This window comes from Phycicoccus sp. Soil803, from assembly GCF_001429685.1.
Lineage (GTDB): Bacteria > Actinomycetota > Actinomycetes > Actinomycetales > Dermatophilaceae > Pedococcus.
Genome location: NZ_LMST01000001.1, coordinates 3586722 through 3606922 on the forward strand (window position 1 = coordinate 3586722; position 20201 = coordinate 3606922).

Consider the following 20201-nt stretch of genomic DNA (forward strand, 5'->3'; position numbering starts at 1 on the left):
TCACTCCCCTCCTCGGATGACGATGGTGGAGGTCGAGGTGCAGAGCGCCTCGCCCTCCTCGGTGGTGAGCTCGGTGCGGGTGGTGACCATCGCGTGGCCGCCCGCCTCGCGGACGGCGTCGACCGTGAGGGTGCCCAGCACGGAGTCGCCGGCCGTGATCGGGCGGTGGTGGACGAAGCGCTGCTCGCCGTGGACCACCCGGCTGTAGTCGATGCCGGCCTCGGGGTCCTGGACGAACACCGCGTCGCACTGCTGCGCGATCGTCACGGCGAAGGTCGGCGGCGCGATCACGTCGCGGTAGCCGGCGGCCTGCGCGGCCTCGGTCGAGGTGTGCACGGGGTCCTGCGAACCCACCGCGGAGGCGAACGCCGCGAGCATCGCCGCGTCCACGGCATACGGGCCACTGGGCGGGTAGCTGCGCCCTGCGAAGTCTGCGTTGACGGCCATGCTCCCCACCCTATGGGGCACCGGCCCGGGCATGACAAAGCCGCCCTGGACCGAGGTCCGGGGCGGCTGTCGGGACGCGTCAGGTCAGCGGGTCTCGCGGTGGACCGTGTGCTTGCCGTCGCGGGGGCAGAACTTCTTCATCTCCAGGCGGTCGGGGTTGTTCCGACGGTTCTTCTTGGTGATGTAGTTGCGCTCCTTGCAATCCACGCACGCCAAGGTGATCTTGGGGCGGACGTCTGCGCTCTTGCTAGCCACGGGGCAACCTGCTCTCGGAACTGACTGGGTGTGAAATCGAGTGGGCCCGCTATACACGGGCAACGACGCATCAGAATACGCGAATCCAGGGTGAATCCTGAAATCGCGGCTGTAGCGGGAGCGGGGCTCGATCCCGCGACCTCACGATTATGAGTCGTGCGCTCTAACCAGCTGAGCTACCCCGCCATGGGGCGTGCGCCTCGCGGCGCCCTTCCCAGAGCCCCCTGTCGGAATCGAACCGACGACCTTTTCCTTACCATGGAAACGCTCTGCCGACTGAGCTAAGGGGGCGGGCACGAACCTCGCGGGCAGGACCCGCGCGGAAGTGCGACGGTGAGACTACACGGTCAGATGCCTCCACCGAAAATCGAGGGTATGCCGCGCGGCCGGGCCCGCGCGACGGCATTCCGCGTCGCCCTCAGATGACCCCGGAGCGGGGCCCTAGCGGAAGGCCTGCTGGCCCGTCATCGCCTGCCCGATCACGAGGGTGTGCATCTCGACGGTGCCCTCGTAGGTGAGCACCGACTCGAGGTTGTTCATGTGCCGGATGATCGGGTACTCGAGGCTGATTCCGTTGGCCCCCAAGATGGTTCGGGACATCCGGCAGATGTCGATCGCCTCGCGGATGTTGTTGAGCTTGCCCAGGCTGACCTGCTCCGGCCGCAGCGTCCCGGCGTCCTTGCGACGGCCCAGGTGCAGGGCCAGGAGCTGGCCCTTGACGAGCTCCAGCGCCATGTCGGCGAGCTTCTGCTGGGTCAGCTGGAAGCCGGCCAGCGGGCGGCCGAACTGCTCGCGCTCGATGGAGTAGCGACGGGCGGTGTCGAGGCTGGACCGGGCGGCCCCGAGCGAGCCCCACACGATGCCGTAGCGGGCCTCGGACAGACACGAGAGGGGACCCTTGAGACCCCGGACCTCGGGGAACACCGCGTCGCCCGGGAGCCGGACGCCGTCGAGCACCAGCTCGCTGGTCACCGAGGCCCGCAGCGACAGCTTGTGCTTGATCTCGGGAGCCGAGAACCCCGGGCTGTCGGTGGGGACCACGAAGCCACGGATCCCGCCGTGCTCCTCCCCCGCGTTGGCCCAGACGACCGCGACGTCGGCGATCGAGCCGTTCGTGATCCACATCTTCGCGCCGTCGAGCACCCAGTCGTCGCCGACTCGGCGGGCCCTCGTGCGCATCGACGCGGGGTCGGAGCCGTGGTCGGGCTCGGTCAGGCCGAAGCAGCCGATCGCCTCACCGGTCGCCATCGAGGGCAGCCAGCGCCCCCGGTGCTCCTCGGTGCCCCAGCGGTGGATCGCGAACATCGCCAGCGACCCCTGCACCGAGACCAGGCTCCGCACGCCGGAGTCAGTGGCCTCGAGCTCGAGGCAGGCCAGGCCGTAGTCGACCGCGCTCATCCCGGCGCAGCCGTAGCCCTCCAGGTGCATCCCGAGCAGCCCAAGCGCCCCGAGCTCCTTGGTCAGGCCGCGGATGTCGTCGATCTCGCCCCGCTCGAACCAGTCGGCGACGAACGGCTCCACCCGCTTGTCGAGGAAGGCGCGGACGGTGCCGCGGATCGCCTTCTCCTCGTCGGAGAGCAGGTCGTCGATCCCTGCGAGGTCCATCGGGTCGAGTGGTGACTGCGGGGTCATGCCCGCAGTCTTGCAGGGCGCGGTCGGGCAGGCGGGCTAGTGCCGGTGGTCGACCAGCTCGGAGATGCGGGCGATCGCGTAGGCGTAGCCGCTGGGGCCGCACCCGGTGATGACGCCGTTCGAGACGGCGGACAGGTACGAGTGGTGCCGGAACTCCTCGCGCTGGTGCACGTTGCTGAGGTGCACCTCGAACACGGGGAAGCTCACCGCCGCGAGCGCGTCGCGCAGCGCGATCGAGGTGTGCGTGTAGGCGCCGGCGTTGATGACCAGGCCCACGGCCGACTTGCGGACCTCGTGGATGGCATCGATGAGGACGCCCTCGTGGTTGCTCTGGCGGAAGTCGATCTCGAGCCCGGCCAGGCCGGCGGCCTTGCGGCACAGGGCCTCGATCTCCGCGAGGGTGTCGGACCCGTAGATCTCGGGCTCGCGCTCGCCGAGCAGGTTGAGGTTCGGTCCGTTGAGGACGACGACGGTCTGCTGGCTCATCGTGGCGTGCTCCTGTGCTGGCAGGGTGCCGCGTGGCCCGCGGCGGTGTGGGGTTGCGGCCACCCTTCCACGCGACCGACCACTTTCAGGGTAGGTCACCGCAGGTCCACATGTCCGGACGACCTCGTCATCGTCCGTTTGGGCGGGTCGGCGGCCATGGGCCGTGCGGTGGGTATGCCGTGGGGCGGGCTAGCCGCTCATCGCCCGCCAGATGACGATGACGGCGACCACGACGACGACGCCGATGGCGACCTGCTTGCCGTAGGACCTGAGCAGGATCGGCAGCACGGTGGAGCCCAGGTCGAGCGCGTGGTCCTGCTCCTTCGGCGGGGTCGGCTGCGGGGCGACCGGGGCCAGCGTGACCGGGGCGGGGACCTCGGCAGCCGGGGTGGGAACCTCGGCAGCCGGGGCGGGGACCTCGGCAGCCGGGGCGGGGACCTCGGCAGCCGGGGCGGGGACCTCGGGCCCTGCGGCAGATGCAGGTTTCGTTCCACTTGGGTGAGATCCCTGCAGCCCGGGGTCTGCAGCATCGTGGGGGTTGGCATCGCCCACCTTGCCCTCGATGCAGGCGATGAACTGGCCGAGCAGCTTGTCGGACACGTCCTGCATGACCCCCCGTCCGAACTGCGCCGGCTTGCCGGTCACGGCCAGGTCGGTCTGCACGTCGGCGCGGGTCGACCCGTTGCCGGCCTCGGCGAGCTGGATCGTCACGGTGGCGCCGGCCGTGCCGTTGCCCCGCTTGTCCTTGCCCTTGGCCTCGATCACGGCCCGGTGGGCGGCGTCGTCCCGCTCGACGAAGGCGCCCGTGCCGGAGTACACCAGCGCGATCGGGCCGAGCTTGACCTTCACCGTGCCGGCGAAACCCTCGTCGGTCACCTCGGTGACGGTGGCCCCGGGGAAGCAGCCGCCGACCAGGGGCAGGTCCATGAAGGTGGCCCAGGTCTGGTCGACGGTGGCGGGCACGGTGAACGAGTGGCTCAGCTCCACGGGCTCACGCCCCTGCCGCGGCCAGGACGGCCCGTCGGGCGAGGACCGTGGCGAGGTGCCTGCGGTAGTCGCTGTCGCCGTTGAGGTCGGACGGCGGGTTGGTGCCCTCCGCGGCCGCAGCACAGGCCTCCCGCACCGCCTCGTCGGTGGCTGCCTTGCCCACCAGCGCCTGCTCCACGGCGGTGGCCCGCAGCGGGGTGGACCCCATGTTGGTCAGCCCGATCCTCGCCTCGGCGATCGTGCCGCCGTCGACCCGGACCGTCGCGGCGACCGCGACGATCGACCACTGGTGGGAGACCCGGACGAACTTCTCGTAGCGGTGGCCCCAGCCGGTGTGCTTCGGGACGCGGATGGCGGTGAGCAGCTCGCCCTCCCCCACCGCCGTCTCGAACAGGTCCTGGAAGAAGTCGGCTGCCGCGACGGTGCGCTCACCGCCGCTGCCGGTGATGACGAACTCCGTCTCGAGCGCGAGCGCCGGAGCCCCCACGTCGCCGGCCGGGTCGGCGTGCACGAGCGCGCCACCGACCGTCCCGCGGTGCCGGATCTGCGGGTCGGCCACCTCGGCGATCGCGTCGGTGAGCAGCCCCGCGTGCTGACGGACGAGGTCGCTCGCCAGCACATCGGCATACGTGGTCATCGCACCGATGACGACGTGGTCGCCGTCCTCGGACACGCCCTTGAGCTCCTCGATCCGGCCGAGGTCGATGACCTTCTCCGGGGCGTTGAGCCGCATCCGGAGGATGGGCAGCAGGCTCTGGCCGCCGGCCAGCACCTTGGCGTCGTCGCCGGCCTCGGCCAGCGCCGCGAGGGCGTCGGCGACCGAGGTGGGGGCGACGTAGTCGAACGATGCGGGGATCACTGGCCTGCTCCGTCCGTCGAGGCGCCGGCATCGTCACCGGGGGTGTCCTGGTTGGGCGCGCCGGCGTCGAAGTGCGGCTGGGCGTCACCGGTGGTGGCCTCGGCCTGGTTCGAGCCGGCCGACTGGATGGCCTTCCAGACCCGCTCGGGGGTGCACGGCATCTGGAGGTCGTTGATGCCCAGCGGTCGCAGGGCGTCGACCAGGGCGTTGACGACGGCTGGCGTGGAGGCGATCGCGCCGGCCTCGCCGACGCCCTTGGTGCCCAAGGTGTTGGTCGTCGACGGTGAGGTGGTGTTCTCGGTGACCAGGCTGATCGTGTCGGCGGCGGTCGGCAGGGTGTAGTCGACGAACGAGCCGGACACGAGGGTGCCCTGGTCGTCGAAGACGGCTTCCTCCCACAGGGCCTGCGCGATGCCCTGGACGACGCCTCCGTGCACCTGCCCCTCGACGATGAGGGGGTTGATGATCTGACCGACGTCGTCGACGGAGACGTACTTGCGCATCGTCACCTGACCGGTCTCGGTGTCGACCTCCATGGCACACAGGTGCGTGCCGTGGGGGAAGGAGAAGTTGTCGGGGTCGAAGGTCGCATCGGCGTCGATGCCGGACTCGACGCCGTCGGGGAGGTTGTGCGAAGTGAACTGCGCCGTGGCGATCTCGGTGATGCCGATCCCGTTGTCCGTGCCCCGCACGGTGAACCGGCCCTGCGAGAACTCCACGTCGTCGATGCTGGCCTCGAGGAGGTGGGCCGCGACGACCTTGGCCTTCTCGACGACCTTGTCGGCGGCTCGCACAACGGCTTCGCCGCCCACGACCAGCGAGCGCGAGCCGTAGGTGTCGAGGCCACGCGGCGAGATCTGGGTGTCGCCGTGGAGGACCTCGATGTCCTCGAAGGGCACACCCAGCCGGTCGGCGGCGATCTGGCTCCAGGCCGTCTCGTGGCCCTGCCCGTGGGGTGAGGTCCCCGTGATCACCTCGACCTTGCCGGTGGCCAGCATCCGGATGGAGGCGTGCTCCCATCCACCGGCGCCGTAGTTGAGGCTGCCCAGGACGCGCGATGGCGCCAGGCCGCACATCTCCGTGAAGGTGGAGACGCCGATCCCCAGCTGGACCGGGTCCTTGCTGGCGCGGCGCTCCTGCTGCTCCCGCCGCAGCCCGTCGTAGTCGAAGAGCTCCTTGGCGCGCGCGGTGGCCGCCTCGTAGTTCCCCGAGTCGTAGGTCATGCCCGCGACGGACGTGAACGGGAACTCCTCGTGCTTGATCCAGTTCTTCTCGCGGATCTCCAACGGGTCGACCCCCACCTCGACCGCGAGCTCGTCCATGAGCCGCTCGACCGCGTAGGTCGCCTCCGGACGGCCCGCACCGCGGTAGGCGTCCACCCAGGTGGTGTTGGTCAGGACGGTCTGGACCGTGAAGCGGTAGGCGCGGAACTTGTAGATGGCGTTGAACATCCAGGCCCCGAGGACGGGAACGCCTCCCCCGACCAGGCCGACGTAGGCGCCGAGGTTGGCGATGAGGTCGACCTTGAGCGCGGTGACGGTGCCGTCCTTGGTCGCGGCCAGGGTCAGCGTCTGGTACTGGTCTCGACCGTGGTGCCCGGAGACGAGCGACTCCGACCGCGTCTCGGTGTACTTCACCGGCTTGCCGACGTGCCGCGCGGCGGCCAGGGTCGCGAACTCCTCAGCGGTCGTCTGCAGCTTGCCGCCGAAGCCACCGCCCACGTCCGGGGCGATGACCCTGACCTTGGACTCCGGCAGGCCGGTCGTGGCGGCGATGAGGAACCGCAGGATGTGGGGGACCTGGGTGGACGTCCACACGGTGATCTGCTCACCTGTGGGGTCGACGACGGTCGAGCGCGGCTCCATGAAGGCCGGGATGAGGCGCTGCTGGCGGTACTCGCGCTCGATCACGATGCCGTCGGCACGAGCCTTGGCGATCTCCTCGTCGACATCGCCGCCGCTGCCCTGCTCACCGGAGTCGAGCCGCCAGAGGGCCGACTTGTTGGTCCCCAGGTCGGGATGGGCCAGGACGGCGTCCTCGACCGCTTCCTTGGCGTCCAGCACGGCCGGCAGCTCGTCGTAGTCGACCTCCACCAGCTCCGCGGCATCGCGCGCCAGCGCGGCGGTCCGGGCCACCACCAGGGCGACGATCTCCCCGGCGCAGGCGACGTGGTCGACGGCGACGGGCAGGTGGGCGGGCGCCTTCTGGTCCGTGGTGATCGGCCAGGCGTTGGCGATCGCGCCCTGGGTGTCCTTGATGTCAGCCCCCGTCAGGACGGCGACCACGCCCGGGGCCTTCTTCGCGGCCGCGGTGTCGATGCCCGTGATCCGGGCGTGGGCGAACGGGCTGCGGACCATGGCCAGGTGCTGCATGCCCGTGAGCTGGATGTTGTCGGTCCACTTGGTCCGGCCGGTGATGAGCCGCTGGTCCTCCTTGCGCTTGCGCGCTGCGCCCACCTCGGTCTTCGGGCGGTCCTCGACGGCGGTCATACCGGCTCACCGCCCAGGGTCGAACCGCTGGTCGTCCCGGCTGACGAACCCGTGGTCGCGCCGGCGCCAGCCGCCTGCTGCACTGCCTTGACGATGTTGTGGTAGCCGGTGCAGCGACACAGGTTGCCCTCGAGCCCGACCCGGATCTGCTCCTCGGACGGGTCCGGTGTGTCGTTGAGGACGTCGATGGCCTGCATGATCATCCCGGGCGTGCAGTAACCGCACTGGAGCGCGTGGCAGTCGTGGAAGGCCTGCTGCATGGGGTGCAGCTCGCCGTCCTTGGCCAGGCCCTCGATCGTGGTCACGTCGTGTCCGTCCGCCTGGACCGCCAGCACGTTGCAGGACTTCACGCTGCGGCCGTCGAGGTGCACGGTGCACGCACCGCAGTTGCTCGTGTCGCACCCGACGACGGTGCCCGTCTTGCCCAGCTGCTCCCTCAGGTAGTGGACGAGGAGCGTTCTCGGCTCCACCTCGTCGGAGTAGTCGACGCCGTCGACCGTGACGCTGATGCGGGTCATTCGATCACCTCTCTGTGACGAACACGAGTGCTTCAGGTACTGGCTGGGCAGGCCCGGCTCCTTCGGATACTTCTCCGTCCGGAGGGCTGGGACAACGGTCAATCCGGGTGGTTTCCGGTGGCCTCCTCGGATCGCGACGTCGCGGCCACCAGACCGGGTGCGTGGTGGTGGATCGGGCCCTCGCGGTGGCCCAGGCGCTCGCCCCGGCCGCCCCACTGGAGGGCGATGATCTCCGCCGCGATGCTCACCGCGGTCTCCTCCGGCGTGCGGGCGCCGAGGTCCAGACCGACCGGGCTCGACAGGCGCGCCAGCTCGACCTCGGTGAGGCCGGCCTCGCGCAGCCGCGCCAGCCGGTCGTCGTGGGTGCGGCGCGAGCCCATCGCCCCGACGTAGGCCACCTCGGGGAGGCGGAGGGCGACCTCGAGGACCGGCACGTCGAACTTGGGGTCGTGGGTCAGCACGCAGATGACGGTGCGCGCGTCGATCCGGCCGGCGTCGCGCTCGGCCTCGAGGTAGCGGTGTGGCCAGGTGACGACGACCTCGTCGGCCGACGGGAAGCGGGAGGTGGTGGCGAAGACGGGCCGGGCGTCGCAGACCGTCACGTGGAAGCCGAGGAAGTGCCCCTGGTGGGCCACCGCAGCGGCGAAGTCGATGGCGCCGAAGACCAGCATCCGCGGCTTGGGCGCGAACGACGAGACGAAGACCCGCATGCCCTCACCGCGGCGCTCGCCGTCCGGGCCGTAGGTCAGCGTCTCGGTGCGTCCGGAGGCCAGCATGCCGCGGGCGTCGTCGGTGACGGCGTCGTCGGCCCGGGGTGAGCCCAGTGACCCGGTCGACGCGCCGGCGCTGCTGTCCTGCTCGGGCCGCACGATGAGCCGGCGCCCGAGCCAGGCCGGGTCGGGGTGCTCGATGACGGTGGCCACGGCGACCGGTCGCCCGGCCTCGATGTCCCGGGCCACTTCGTCGAGCTCCGGGAAGCTCTCCCGGCTCACCCGCTCGACGAACACGTCGAGGATGCCCCCACAGGTGAGGCCGACGGCATACGCGTCGTCGTCACTCACGCCGTAGCGCTGCAGCACCGGTGTCCCGTCGGCGACGACTGACTGGGCGAGCTCGTAGACGGCTCCCTCGACGCAGCCGCCGCTGACCGAGCCGACCGCCTCCCCGCCCGGCCCCACGAGCATCGCTGCCCCGGCCGGTCGCGGCGCCGACCGCCAGGTGCCCACGACCGTCCCGACGCCGACGGTCGCACCCGCCCGCCACCAGCGGAGCAGCTCGGGAAGCACCTCACGCACGGCCGACCACCTCCACCAGCTCCTCGAAGGCGGCCATCGAGTGGCCTGCCACGAAGTCGTCAACGTGCGGCAGCGCAGCCACGATCCCCTGCTGCACCGGTTGGTAGCCGGGCTTGCCACGGTGCGGGTTCACCCAGACGACCCGGTGCGCCAGTGCCTGCAGACGACGCATCTGCTCGCCCAGCGCCTCGGGCTCGTCGCGCTCCCAGCCGTCACTGAAGAGGACGACGACCGCACCTCGCGCCATCCCGCGCCGACCCCACCTGTCGAGGAAGGCGCGCACCCCCTCGGCCAGCCGGGTGCCGCCCGACCAGTCGGGGACGCTCGCCCCGCAGGCGACGAGGGCCCGCTCCGGATCGCGCTGTCGCAGGGGCCGGGTCACGTGGGTCAGCCGGGTGCCGAGCGTGAAGACCTCGACCGGCAGGCCGGTGGCCACGTAGGCGTGGGCCAGTCGCAGCAGGGCGTCGGCATATGCGCTCATCGACCCCGAGACGTCGACCAGCAGGACCACTCGGCGGGCCCGAGTCCCCCTGTGGCGCCAGGCGATCGGGCCCGGTTCGCCCATCCTGCGCAGCTGCTCCCTCAGGGTCTTCCGGGCGTCGACCGCTCCGCGGCGGGCCGGGGTCTGTCGGTGCGCCGGCCGGCGTGGCGCGCGTGGCCGCAGGGCTCCGAACATCGCGGCGAGCCTGGCCCGCTCGGCGCTGCTGAGCGAGGCGACGTCGCGGTGCCGGAGCACCTCGGCCGCACTCGCCTGGGCGCGGACCACGTCCTCGGGCGACTGCGGGTCCTCGGTCGAACCCCGCCCGAGGTCGAGCGGGGCCTGCGCCACGGTGTGGGTCGAGTCGCGGCGCCGCCGGGTGCCGGCGCGCTCGAGGCCGAACCACGCGGCATACACCTGGTCGTGCCGCTCGAGGTCGGCGGGCGAGGCGCACAACGTCGCCCGGCCGGCCCAGAAGGCTGCCGACTGGTCGTCGGCGCCCACGGCCTCGACCGCCTCGAGGTAGGTGCGCTCACGGTCGGCGGTGACGTTGACCCCGGCGGCCCGCAGGGCGCGCGCGAACCCGAGGAGGATCTCGTCCGCGGCGTGCGCCGGCGCGATGGTCATCGGGCCAGGATCCGGTCGAGGGCGGCCCTGACCCGCACCGCGTCCTCGCGGTACTTCACGGCGACGCCCAGGCTGGCGGCTGCCGTGTCGAGGTCGAGGTCCGAGGCACCGAGCTCGTCGAGGGCGCGGGCCCAGTCGAGCGTCTCCGCGACCCCCGGCGGCTTGATCAGGTCGTGCTCGTTGCGCAGTCGCTGCACCGTCGAGACGACTTGTGCCGCAAGGGATTCTGAGACGTGCGGCGCCCGCGACCGGACGATCTGCAGCTCGCGTTCGAGGCTGGGGTGGTCGATCCAGTGGTAGAGACATCGACGCTTGAGCGCGTCGTGGAGCTCGCGGGTGCGGTTGGAGGTCAGCACGACGATCGGTGGCGTCGCCGCCGTGACGGTGCCCAGCTCGGGGATGGTCACCTGCCACGTCGAGAGCACCTCGAGCAGGAACGCCTCGAACTCGTCGTCGGCCCGGTCGATCTCGTCGACGAGCAGCACGACCGGCGACTCGCGCAGCGCCCGCAGCACGGGACGGGCGAGCAGGAAGCGCTGGTCGAACAGCTGGTCCTCCACGGCAGCAAGGTCCTGGCCGTCGGACGCCACTGCCTCGACGGCGCGCAGGTGCAGGATCTGCCGGGGGAAGTCCCAGTCGTAGAGGGCCTGCGTCGCGTCGATGCCCTCGTAGCACTGGAGCCGGATGAGGGGCAGGTCGAGGGCCGCCGCGATGGCCTCGGCGAGCGCGGTCTTGCCGGTGCCGGGCTCCCCCTCGAGCAGCAGCGGCCGCTCCAGCCGGAGCGCGAGCCAGGCAACCGTCGCGAGGGCGTCGTCGGCGAGGTAACCCGTGTCGGCAAGCCCCTGCGTCAGTGCCCCCGCGGACGAGAACGCCTCGCGTGGCTCCATGTCCACAGCATCACTCATCGCGACGCCTAATTGAAGGGGCAAGATCTCACTCCGGCGTCGGACGGCCGACGCAGGTCGATCCGGGGCGTCGAGGTCGCGGATGGTCGCGCTCGGCGCGGCAGAGGGTGATCGGTGCCTTCAGGGGCGCAGATCGACCCCGCTGTCAGTCAGAGGTCGTCGGGGCTGTCGACGTCGCGTCCGGTGGCGAGGTCACCGCACTCGACGAGCGCGTGGTCGTGGGTGGCGAGGTAGTCGCGAGCGCCCCTGTCCCCGGCCGCGACGTCGAGGACGCCCTGCCAGTGGTCGCGTCCCATGACGACCGGGTGCCCCGGGACGCCGTGGTATGCCGCGCGCGCCAGCGCCGCGGCTCCGGCACCGACCGCGGCGGTCACCCGCTCCACGACGGCGGCGCCGACGTCGGGCAGGTCGACGAGCAGGATGCACACGACCGCTGCGTCCGTCGACTGGAGCGCGGCAACGCCGGCGCGCAGTGAAGCGCTCTGTCCCCGGGCCCAGTCCGGGGCCTCGACCACGAGGTCGGCCCCGGCCGCCGTCGCCAGCTCGGTGGCCCGTGCCGCCTCGGCGCCCACCACGACGACCACCGGCGAGCACCTGCCGGCCCGCAGCACGCGCACGCCCCGCTCGACGAACGAGCCACCGGCGGGGTCGTCGACCAGCGCCTTCGGGGTGCCCATGCGGCGACCTCCCCCGGCAGCGAGGAGCAGCCCGGCTGGTTTCACCGGGCCACCTTCCCACGGGCGGGCCCGGTCAGACCGGCGGCTCGGTCAGACCGGCGGCTCGGCCTGGCGCGGGTCCTCGACGTAGCGGTGCCCGGTGGAGAGCGCCACGGAGACGGCCTCGAGCCAGCGCGGTGGCTGCTCGCCGATCCCCCGCGCGGCCAGGCCTGCCGCCAGGTCGGCCCGGAGGTCGGCGGGGTCACGGCCCTCCGCGTCGCGGCCGAGCCCGTCGATGACCTCCTGGATGACGGTCTGGACGACCCGGTGGCGGTCGACGTCACCTTCGTCCATCGACGCCAGGTCACGGTCGTGCTCACTCATGGTTCCTCCTGCGGTCGGGTATCCGTCGACCCTCCCGTACCCGCCCGGCGGGAAGCCATGCGTCCGGGTGGTCAGCTCCTGCGGGCCAGCCCGGCCTCGATGGCCGCGATGATCCTCGGCCGCAGCTCGTGCGGGTCGATGACGGCGTCGACCGAGCCGACACTGACCGCCCGGTGGATGCTATGCACCGCGTCGAACTCCGACGCGACCTCACCGAGCTTCTCGCTGCGCACCGCGGTGCGCAGGTCGGCCAGCTCGGTCGCGATGAGCGCCCGCTCGGCGCCGGTGGCCTCGCCCAGGCGGGACTCGGCCTCCGTGACCCGGGGGTCGGCCGCGGTACGGGCATCGACGTCGCGGGAGAACACGACCGCGGCGGCCGGGGCGCCACCGATCACTGAGGCGAACGACCCCTCGACGGCGAGCACGGTCATCTCGGGGTTGAGGGCCTTGGAGAACACCACGAACGCGCCACCGTGGTAGCGGCTGACGACGCAGAAGACGATCGGGCCCTCGAAGTTGACGATGGCCCGGCCGATCTCGGCGCCGTACTCGAGCTGCAGGTTGCGCATCGACTCGGGAGACCCGTCGAAGCCGGACAGGTTGGCCAGCACGACGAGGGGACGGTTGCCACTGGCGGCGTTGATCGCGCGGGCGGCCTTCTTCGACGACCGCGGGAAGAGCGTGCCGGCCGTGTAGGTGTCCGGGCCGTCGGTGGGCGGGAACCCGCGCCGCGCGACGGTCTTCGACTCGATCCCGAGGAGGCAGACCGGGATGCCGCCGAGGTGGGCGTCCTGGACCACTGCGGTCTCGGCGTCGGCCATGCCGGCCCAGCGCTCGAGGGTGGGGTGGTCCTGGTCGGCGACCGCAGCCATCAGGATCCGGATGTCGAACGCCTTCTTGCGGTCGGGGTTCGTGGCCGGCGAGAAGATGTCGCCCACCGTGGTGAACCCCGAGTCCGGGATGACGTGCGGGTATGCCGTGACGTCCCGGTCCGCGGGGTCCGTGGTCTTCGCGCGGCGCGGGCCGGGCTCACCCGGGTGGACGTAGGTGTGGTCGTAGTGCGCCATCAGCACGTCACGCGCCCCGGCGAGGTCCGGCGCCCAGTACTGCGCCTGGCCGTTCGGGCCCATCACGCGGTCGTAGCCGCCGATCCCGAAGTTGTCCTCGGCGGAGACGCCACCGGAGAAGTCCAGCGACTGCTTGCCGGTCAGCACCATCGCGCTGTCCGGGGTCATCACGAGGATGCCCTTGGTGTGCATCAGCATCGTCGCCTCGGCGTTCCAGTAGGGCTGGGCGCCGACGTTGATCCCCGCGACCACGATGTTGATCTCGCCGCCGGACTGGGTGAACTCGATGATCCGCTTGAGGGCCTTCGCGACCCAGTCCATGTTCTCGGTGCCCGAGTCCATCGAGATCCGGGCGCCGGCGGACAGCGCGAACCACTCGACCGGCACCTGCAGCTGCTCGGCCAGGTCGAGGGCGGCGATGACCCGGGTGCACTCGGCCTCGGACACGGCGCCGAGGGCCTTGAGCGGGTCGCCGCACAGCAGCACCCTGGTCATGCCTTCGGGGTAGCGCTCGGTGGGCGTCGTGATGAGCCCGGCGATGATCCCGGCCTTGTTGAGGCCGTATGGACGGTCGACGGGGGCGAGCGCGCCGGTGTCGTCGAGGTCGTACTCGGTGGCCGTCCCACCGGGACCGGCGATCATGGCCTGCAGCTCGTAGGGGTAGACGACGCCCCGACGCCGCGCCCGGACCACCTTCTGCGCGTAGTCGTCGAGCGGCTGCAGCCGCGTGGTCGGGGGCTCCTGCACCGAGGTGACGACACCGGAGCCGGGCTGGAAGTGGAACCGGGCGGCCAGTGGCGCGATGGCGCCTCCGGGCGCCGCGATCCGGCCCTGCACCAGGACCTCCTCGATGCCCGCACCCGCGGTGAGCGGGGCGATCTTGGCCTGGAGGGCCGTCAGCTGGTCGAGGTCGGCCTCGATCGGGGGCCAGATGTGCACCCAGACGTGGTTCATGTCGAGCTTGGCGCCCGCTGCTCCTCGCGCGGCGCGGGCGCGGCGGATGGCCTCGAGGCAGTTGGCGATGGCGCGCTCCGCGTGGGGCAGGGCGGTGACCCGACCCTGGTCGTCGCGAACGACGACGAGCTGGCGCACCTGGGCCAGCGCCACGAGGCGCTGGTCGGCCTCGTTGCCGGGGGCGGTGCAGAGGTAGAGCAGCACGTCCTCGGGGGCGTCGAGGCGGGTGACGTCGAAGTCGCGCAGCCGCCAGAGGTTCAGCCGCCGCCCGACCATGGGGTGCACGCCGCGGACGAGGCGGTCCTCGACCATTCCTCCGGACCCGTCGGGACGGAAGGTGAAGTAGGCGACCGGGCGACCCGCGCCGGGGCAGACGGCGATCGCGACCCGGCGCAGGCCGTGCGCGAACGGCATGGCGGCGAGGAGCTCGCCCAGCCGCGCCGAGGCGTCCTCGGGTGACGCGGGCTCGTCCGGCCAGGACAGGTAGAGGTCGACGACGCCCTCCGAGCCCGCGGCCGTCTCGTCGAGCTGGGCCGCCACGGCCTGCTCGAGCTCACCGCCGGGGACGAGCTCGTCGACCCGGCCGACACTCGTGACCAGGTGGGTGCCGCGGCCGTCGAGCGTGTAGTCAGCCACCGCGAAGGGACGGCCGTCGACCGCGAGCTCGCGCAGGCCGGTGAGGTCGTGCTCGCGGTAGTGCCGCTTGATCAGGACCGCGAGCATCGGCTCGCGCTGCGGGACACCGCCTTCGAGGCGCTCGGCCAGGAACTGCACGATCTGCTCCGGGATGGCGGCCAGCGCGTCGATGCGGCGGGCGCGGTCCTCGCCACCCGGCATACCCTCCAGCGCGGTGAGCTCGTCGCTCACGCCACCGAGGACGCTCGCCCGGTCGGCGTCGACCAGCGGCTGGTCGAACCACCGGAACCGCACGCTCCGCGCGAGGTCGCCCACGACGGGGAAGCGCAGCTGGGTCGCGACCACGAGGCGGTCGAGCACCTCGCGGGCGGCCGCGTCCAGCGGCGGCTCGGGGCACGGCTCGACCATCCAGCGCTGCAGCAGCGAGGTGGCCAGGGCGACGTCGGGGGCCGAGCGCTGCTGCGACAGGAAGACCCGGAAGACCGCCTGCTCGAGCTCGGGGGTGCGGTCGAGGCTGTCGAGGCCGTAGTGGCGCAGGACGTTGGCGAGCTTGCTCCGGAACTGCTCCGGCAGCGCGCCACGGTCGGGGTCGAGGCTCTGGAGGTAGGTGTGGAAGTGCTCGCGCGGGCTGTGCACCCGGTGCTCGACGTGCGCCTCCTCCCCTGCCGGCCGGTTGCGGCTGAGCTCGGCGAAGTCGGCGAACACCTCGAGGACGTCCACCTCGTCGCGGATCTGCGAGGCGCCCTGCGCGGTCAGCTCGTCGCGGGCGGACAGGTAGCTGGTCAGGGTGGCGCCCTCGTCGCGCTGGTCGAGGTCATAGCCGAGGAGCATGGCCGCGAGCGCGTCGCGGGCGTGGTCGGCGGTGGCGGCGGCGCCGTCACCGGACCTGGCGCCCTCGGGGAGGTCGAGGTCGATCGGCTCGTCGTCGACACCCTCGGCTGCCGCCTCGTCACCGTCACCGACGGGCTCCAGCCGCACCAGGGGGGTGCCGGTCTCGACCTGGCTGCCCGCGGAGACCAGCAGCTCCTTCACGCGACCGGCGAAGGGCGCGGGCAGGACGGTCTCCATCTTCATCGACTCGAGCACGAGGACCGGCGCACCTGCGGCGACCTCGGCGCCGACCGCGACGGGGGTCGCGACGACGAGCGCCGGTGCGGGAGAACGCAGCACGCCGCCCTCGTCACGGCTCACGCGGTGGGTCACCCCGTCGACCTCGACGAGCTGGATCGGGCCGTGGGTGGCCGTGATGAGGCGGTGCGTGCGGCCGGCGATGGTGATCCGGCTGGTGTACTCGTCGAGGCGGTCGAGGTCGGCGTCGACGGTCTGCTCGGTCGCCCCGGCAGCGATCGCCACCCGGAACCGGTGCGGCCCGATCCGCCACACCGTGACCTTGTATGCCGTGCCGCGGAGCTTGAGGTCGATGGCGCGACCGGTGCGGTGCTGCACCTGGGGTCGGCCGCCTCGGGAGGTCTCGAGCAGGCGGGTGCGCTCGAGGGCCTCCTCGTCCTCGTAGCCCTCGATGCCAGCGGCGACCAGCGCGATGCCGGAGTGCCGGTGGGACACCAGTCGGCCCTCGGCGCGGACCCGGTCGATCCAGCCGGTGTCGGCGCTGCCGTCGATGACCTCGGGCTGGTCGAGCAGGTCGAGGATGAAGCTCTTGTTCGTGGCACCGCCCTCGATGACCACTGTCGTCTCGCCCATCGCACGGCGCAGGCGGGCCAGCGCCTCGTCCCGGTCCCGCCCGACGGCGATGATCTTGGCGATCATCGAGTCGAAGTCGGCAGGGATCGAGTCGCCCTCGCCCACGCCGGTGTCGACCCGGATCCCGGGACCCGACGGCAGGTTGAGGAGGGTGATCCGTCCGGGCGACGGCGCGAAGTCGCGGTCGGGGTCCTCGGCGTTCAGCCGGGCCTCGACGGCGTGCCCCTCCTCCGTGGGGCGCTCCCCCTCCAGGCGACCGCCCCCGGCCACGTGGATCTGCAGCTTGACCAGGTCGGTGTCGGTGGTGACCTCGGTGATCGGGTGCTCGACCTGGAGGCGGGTGTTGACCTCGAGGAAGGCGAAGAACTTCTCGCCCGGGTGGTAGAGGAACTCGACGGTGCCGGCACCGGCATACCCGACCGCGACGGCGAGCCGCTCGGCACTGGCCTTGACCTCGGCCACCTGCTCCGGCGCGAGGACCGGCGAGGCGGACTCCTCGATGACCTTCTGGTTGCGGCGCTGGACGGAGCAGTCGCGCACGCCGATGGCCCACGCCGTGCCCTGTCCGTCGGCGATGACCTGCACCTCGACGTGGCGGGCGCCGGTCACCAGCCGCTCGAGGAAGACCACACCGGAGCCGAAGGCGCGCTGCGCCTCGTCCCGGGTGCGCTCGTAGGCGTCGGTGAGGTCGGCGTCGCTGGCGACCATGCGGATGCCGCGGCCACCACCACCGGCGGTCGCCTTGAGCATCAGGGGGTAGCCGATCCGTGCTGCCGCGGTCTTGGCGTCCTCAAGGGTGTCGACGCCACCGCCGCTCCACGGGGCCACCGGGACCCCGACCTCCTCGGCGATGATCTTCGACCCGATCTTGTCGCCCAGCTTGCGCATCGCCTCCGGGCTCGGGCCGATGAAGGTGACGCCGATCCGGCCGCAGACCTCGGCGAAGCTCGGGTCCTCGGCGACGAAGCCCCAGCCGACCCAGGCGGCGTCGGCGCCGGTCTCGCGCAGGGCCTTCTCGAGCACGGCGTAGTCGAGGTAGGGACGGTTCGCGGCCGGACCGAGGTTGTAGGCGTGGTCGGCCTCGCGGACGAACATGGCCCGCTTCTCGCCCTCGGTGTGCAGCGCGATGGTCTCGATGCGGTGCCCGTCGACCCCCGCCTGCGCATTGAGGTCGCGCACCGCGTGAATGAGCCGCATGGCGGCCTCGCCGCGGTTGACGATGGCGATGCGCGAGAACATCGGGTGGGCCTCCCAGCGACGACGGACTGCGGAACGCTGCCGAGCCTGCCACCGATCACGGGTGACTCGCGAGTAATGCGACCTCGGACCGCGAGGCGCGCGCTCGCCCGCCACGCGGCATACCGTGGTTGCCACCTGCGTGCTTGCCAACATCGGACGGCACCTGCGACACTATTACAGACCGTTCGGTCAGTTAATCGCCTCACCGCGGAGGGTTGCATGACGGACACCACCACGGCCCAGTCCGGGACCGACGAGGGCGACCTGCTGGCCGGGTTCGAGGCCACCATCGCCCGCAACGACCGCATCGAGCCCCGCGACTGGATGCCCGAGGGCTACCGCAAGACGCTGGTGCGCCAGGTCGCCCAGCACGCGCACTCCGAGATCATCGGCATGCAGCCCGAGGGCAACTGGATCGGCCGGGCCCCCTCGCTGCGCCGCAAGGCCATCCTGCTCGCCAAGGTGCAGGACGAAGCCGGCCACGGGCTCTACCTCTACTCCGCGTGCGAGACCCTCGGGGTCAGCCGCGGGCAGCTCACCGAGATGCTCATCGAGGGCCGCCAGAAGTACTCCTCGATCTTCAACTACCCGACCCTGTCCTACGCCGACGTCGGCACCATCGGCTGGCTGGTCGACGGCGCCGCGATCTGCAACCAGGTGCCGCTGTGCCGCACGTCGTTCGGGCCCTACGGCCGGGCGATGATCCGGATCTGCAAGGAGGAGTCCTTCCACCAGCGCCAGGGCTACGAGCTGCTCATGACGATGATGCGTGGCACCGACGAGCAGCGCGCGATGGTGCAGGAGTCGGTGAACCGGTTCTGGTGGCCGGCGCTGATGATGTTCGGCCCGCCCGACGACGAGTCCCCCAACTCGGCGCAGTCGATGGCGTGGGGCATCAAGCGCAACACCAACGACGACCTGCGCCAGCGGTTCGTCGACATGTCCGTGCCCCAGGCCGAGGCGCTCGGCGTCACCTTCCCCGACCCCGACCTGCGGTGGAACGAGGAGCGCCAGGCGCACGACTTCGGCCAGCCCGACTGGGACGAGTTCATGCAGGTCGTCAAGGGCAACGGCCCGTGCAACACCCAGCGCATCGCGCACCGGCGGGCCGCGCACGAGGACGGTGCCTGGGTGCGGGAAGCGGCCACCGCGTATGCCGCGTCCTCGGCTGCGGAGGTGTCGGCATGAGCGCCGACGAGCGGGTGCGCGCCGAGTGGCCGCTCTACGAGGTGTTCGTCCGGGGCAAGCGCGGGCTCAACCACGTGCACGTCGGCTCGCTGCACGCGGCCGACGACGAGATGGCGCTGCGGCACGCGCGCGACGTCTACACCCGCCGCAACGAGGGCGTGAGCATCTGGGTCGTGAAGTCGACCGACATCGCGGCGTCGAGCCCCGACGAGAAGGACCCGCTCTTCGCCCCGAGCGGCGACAAGGTCTACCGGCACCCCACGTTCTACGAGATCCCCGACAACGTCCCCCACATGTGAGCTGCTGACCATGCCTGAATCACCGCAGCCCGACCCGACGGGTCCGGACGAGCTGGACGCGATCCAGTCGGTGGCCGACGACGTCGCCCACCAGCCGTCGCACCCTGCCCCGGACCCCAACGACGCCCACGGCTCCGTCTACGACGGGCTGCTCGGCGGCGACCCGTCGCACTGGGCCTTCGGCACCGACTTCGAGGACCCGCTGGCCGGCGTCGACACGACCATCCCCGACGGCGTCGACGCGGCCGACCTGGGCACCTACTGCCTGATGCTGGCCGACGACGCGCTCATCGCGTCGCAGCGGCTCTCGGAGTGGACCAGCCGCGCACCCGACCTCGAGGACGACATCGCGCTGTCCAACATCGCGCTCGACCTCCTCGGTCAGGCCCGGTTGCTGCTCGCTCGCGCGGCGGCCGCCGACCCGTCGCTGGTCCCGGCCCTTCCCGAGGGGTCCCCCGTGCCGCCCGAGGACGCGCTGGCCTTCTTCCGCAGTGACCGCGAGTTCCGCAACGTGCGGCTCGTCGAGCTCGACAACGGCGACTTCGCGGTGACCATCGTCAAGCTGCTGCTCTTCTCCAGCGCCCGCATCGCGGTCTTCGAGCAGCTCGTCGACAGCCGTGACCACGTGCTCTCCGCCGTGGCCGCCAAGGGCATCAAGGAGCTGACCTACCACCGCGACTACGCGGGGCGCTGGTTCCTCACCCTGGCCCGCGGCACGCAGGAGTCCCGGCGCCGCATCGACGCCGCCCTGGTGCAGGTCTGGCCGCTGCAGGCCGAGCAGTTCGCGACCCACGAGGTCGAGGCCCGCGTCGCCGAGGCCGGGGTCGGGGTCGACCCGGCGACGGTCTCCGACGCGGTCGCGGTCGTCCTGGCCCAGGTCTTCGCGCTCAGCGGCGTGGAGCAGCCGACCGGTGCGCCGATGGCCGCCGTCCAGGGACGGCAAGGGCGCGACGGCATGCACACCGAGGCCCTGAGCCGGATCCTCGGCGAGCTGCAGGTCGTGGCCCGCGCGCACCCGATGGGTCAGTGGTGACCATGCCCCCGACGACGACCACGAGCGCCACCCGGCCCTCCCGCCGGTTCGATGTGAACACGCCGG

Annotated in this window: 17 protein-coding genes and 2 tRNA genes; 3 read left to right on the plus strand and 16 right to left on the minus strand. The window is 71.8% G+C overall.

All coding sequences use genetic code 11. From position 1 onward, the window contains the following. The 16 genes from ASG95_RS16690 to ASG95_RS16765 form a co-directional block, all read right to left on the minus strand. Nucleotides 1–447: a MaoC family dehydratase N-terminal domain-containing protein gene (locus ASG95_RS16690; protein ID WP_057378166.1), complete on the minus strand. Its 447-nt coding sequence runs from the start codon at nt 445–447 to the stop codon at nt 1–3. An 84-nt stretch (nt 448–531) separates the two neighbouring features. Continuing rightward, complete coding sequence (gene rpmG / locus ASG95_RS16695) at nt 532–702, minus strand: 50S ribosomal protein L33 (protein ID WP_056882210.1); 171 nt, start codon at nt 700–702, stop codon at nt 532–534. A 112-nt stretch (nt 703–814) separates the two neighbouring features. Further along, nucleotides 815–888 (minus strand) — tRNA-Met (locus ASG95_RS16700). Nucleotides 889–920: 32 nt separating this feature from the next. Next, nucleotides 921–993 (minus strand) — tRNA-Thr (locus ASG95_RS16705). A gap of 150 nt (nt 994–1143) precedes the next feature. Next, nucleotides 1144–2334, minus strand: a complete 1191-nt coding sequence (locus tag ASG95_RS16710; protein WP_056924031.1) for an acyl-CoA dehydrogenase family protein — start codon at nt 2332–2334, stop codon at nt 1144–1146. 36 nt (nt 2335–2370) lie between these two features. After that, nucleotides 2371–2820 carry a type II 3-dehydroquinate dehydratase gene (gene aroQ, locus ASG95_RS16715; protein ID WP_056924032.1) on the minus strand — a complete coding sequence of 150 codons (450 nt, stop codon included), beginning with the start codon at nt 2818–2820 and terminating at the stop codon, nt 2371–2373. 189 nt (nt 2821–3009) lie between these two features. Continuing rightward, the gene (locus ASG95_RS16720; protein ID WP_057378167.1) at nt 3010–3807 is read right to left on the minus strand and encodes an SRPBCC family protein; all 798 of its coding nucleotides are present in this window, start codon (nt 3805–3807) and stop codon (nt 3010–3012) included. A gap of 4 nt (nt 3808–3811) precedes the next feature. Then, complete coding sequence (locus tag ASG95_RS16725) at nt 3812–4666, minus strand: xanthine dehydrogenase family protein subunit M (protein ID WP_056924034.1); 855 nt, start codon at nt 4664–4666, stop codon at nt 3812–3814. Next, nucleotides 4663–7155: a xanthine dehydrogenase family protein molybdopterin-binding subunit gene (locus tag ASG95_RS16730; protein ID WP_056924035.1), complete on the minus strand. Its 2493-nt coding sequence runs from the start codon at nt 7153–7155 to the stop codon at nt 4663–4665. The genes ASG95_RS16725 and ASG95_RS16730 overlap by 4 nt, the downstream gene beginning before the upstream one ends. Further along, a complete protein-coding gene (locus tag ASG95_RS16735) occupies nt 7152–7673 on the minus strand; it encodes a (2Fe-2S)-binding protein (RefSeq protein ID WP_056924036.1) in 522 nt (173 codons plus the stop codon). Before ASG95_RS16735 ends, ASG95_RS16730 begins: the two co-directional genes overlap by 4 nt. Nucleotides 7674–7771: 98 nt before the next feature. Further along, nucleotides 7772–8968: an XdhC/CoxI family protein gene (locus tag ASG95_RS16740; protein WP_056924037.1), complete on the minus strand. Its 1197-nt coding sequence runs from the start codon at nt 8966–8968 to the stop codon at nt 7772–7774. Next, nucleotides 8961–10073, minus strand: a complete 1113-nt coding sequence (locus ASG95_RS16745; protein WP_056924038.1) for a VWA domain-containing protein — start codon at nt 10071–10073, stop codon at nt 8961–8963. The genes ASG95_RS16740 and ASG95_RS16745 overlap by 8 nt, the downstream gene beginning before the upstream one ends. Further along, complete coding sequence (locus ASG95_RS16750; protein WP_057378960.1) at nt 10070–10960, minus strand: MoxR family ATPase; 891 nt, start codon at nt 10958–10960, stop codon at nt 10070–10072. Before ASG95_RS16750 ends, ASG95_RS16745 begins: the two co-directional genes overlap by 4 nt. 167 nt (nt 10961–11127) lie before the next feature. Then, complete coding sequence (locus ASG95_RS16755; RefSeq protein ID WP_235543970.1) at nt 11128–11700, minus strand: NTP transferase domain-containing protein; 573 nt, start codon at nt 11698–11700, stop codon at nt 11128–11130. Nucleotides 11701–11745: 45 nt separating this feature from the next. Further along, entirely contained in the window at nt 11746–12018 is a 273-nt protein-coding gene (locus ASG95_RS16760) for a hypothetical protein (RefSeq protein ID WP_056924040.1), read from the minus strand. A 71-nt stretch (nt 12019–12089) separates the two neighbouring features. Next, the gene (locus ASG95_RS16765; protein ID WP_056924041.1) at nt 12090–17615 is read right to left on the minus strand and encodes a carboxyl transferase domain-containing protein; all 5526 of its coding nucleotides are present in this window, start codon (nt 17613–17615) and stop codon (nt 12090–12092) included. Between the two features lie 219 nt (nt 17616–17834). On the opposite strand from ASG95_RS16765, the gene paaA reads away from it, so the two are divergent. Genes paaA through paaC form a run of 3 tightly spaced genes read left to right on the plus strand, consistent with a single transcriptional unit; the run spans nt 17835 to nt 20135 of the window. Next, nucleotides 17835–18803, plus strand: a complete 969-nt coding sequence (gene paaA, locus ASG95_RS16770) for a 1,2-phenylacetyl-CoA epoxidase subunit PaaA (protein WP_056924042.1) — start codon at nt 17835–17837, stop codon at nt 18801–18803. Continuing rightward, a complete protein-coding gene (gene paaB / locus ASG95_RS16775) occupies nt 18800–19102 on the plus strand; it encodes a 1,2-phenylacetyl-CoA epoxidase subunit PaaB (protein ID WP_056924043.1) in 303 nt (100 codons plus the stop codon). Before paaA ends, paaB begins: the two co-directional genes overlap by 4 nt. A 10-nt stretch (nt 19103–19112) precedes the next feature. Next, entirely contained in the window at nt 19113–20135 is a 1023-nt protein-coding gene (gene paaC, locus ASG95_RS16780; protein WP_082592734.1) for a 1,2-phenylacetyl-CoA epoxidase subunit PaaC, read from the plus strand. The last annotated feature ends 66 nt before the right edge of the window (nt 20136–20201 follow it).

Bases quoted from the DNA above. Each gene is read 5' to 3' on its own strand.
- ASG95_RS16690 (WP_057378166.1), bottom strand. From the start codon at position 447: ATGGCCGTCAACGCAGACTTCGCAGGGCGCAGCTACCCGCCCAGTGGC.
- ASG95_RS16710 (WP_056924031.1), bottom strand. From the start codon at position 2,334: ATGACCCCGCAGTCACCACTCGACCCGATGGACCTCGCAGGGATCGAC.
- aroQ (WP_056924032.1), bottom strand. From the start codon at position 2,820: ATGAGCCAGCAGACCGTCGTCGTCCTCAACGGACCGAACCTCAACCTG.
- ASG95_RS16730 (WP_056924035.1), bottom strand. From the start codon at position 7,155: ATGACCGCCGTCGAGGACCGCCCGAAGACCGAGGTGGGCGCAGCGCGC.
- ASG95_RS16735 (WP_056924036.1), bottom strand. From the start codon at position 7,673: ATGACCCGCATCAGCGTCACGGTCGACGGCGTCGACTACTCCGACGAG.
- ASG95_RS16745 (WP_056924038.1), bottom strand. From the start codon at position 10,073: ATGACCATCGCGCCGGCGCACGCCGCGGACGAGATCCTCCTCGGGTTC.
- ASG95_RS16750 (WP_057378960.1), bottom strand. From the start codon at position 10,960: ATGGAGCCACGCGAGGCGTTCTCGTCCGCGGGGGCACTGACGCAGGGG.
- ASG95_RS16760 (WP_056924040.1), bottom strand. From the start codon at position 12,018: ATGAGTGAGCACGACCGTGACCTGGCGTCGATGGACGAAGGTGACGTC.
- ASG95_RS16765 (WP_056924041.1), bottom strand. From the start codon at position 17,615: ATGTTCTCGCGCATCGCCATCGTCAACCGCGGCGAGGCCGCCATGCGG.
- paaA (WP_056924042.1), top strand. From the start codon at position 17,835: ATGACGGACACCACCACGGCCCAGTCCGGGACCGACGAGGGCGACCTG.
- paaB (WP_056924043.1), top strand. From the start codon at position 18,800: ATGAGCGCCGACGAGCGGGTGCGCGCCGAGTGGCCGCTCTACGAGGTG.
- paaC (WP_082592734.1), top strand. From the start codon at position 19,113: ATGCCTGAATCACCGCAGCCCGACCCGACGGGTCCGGACGAGCTGGAC.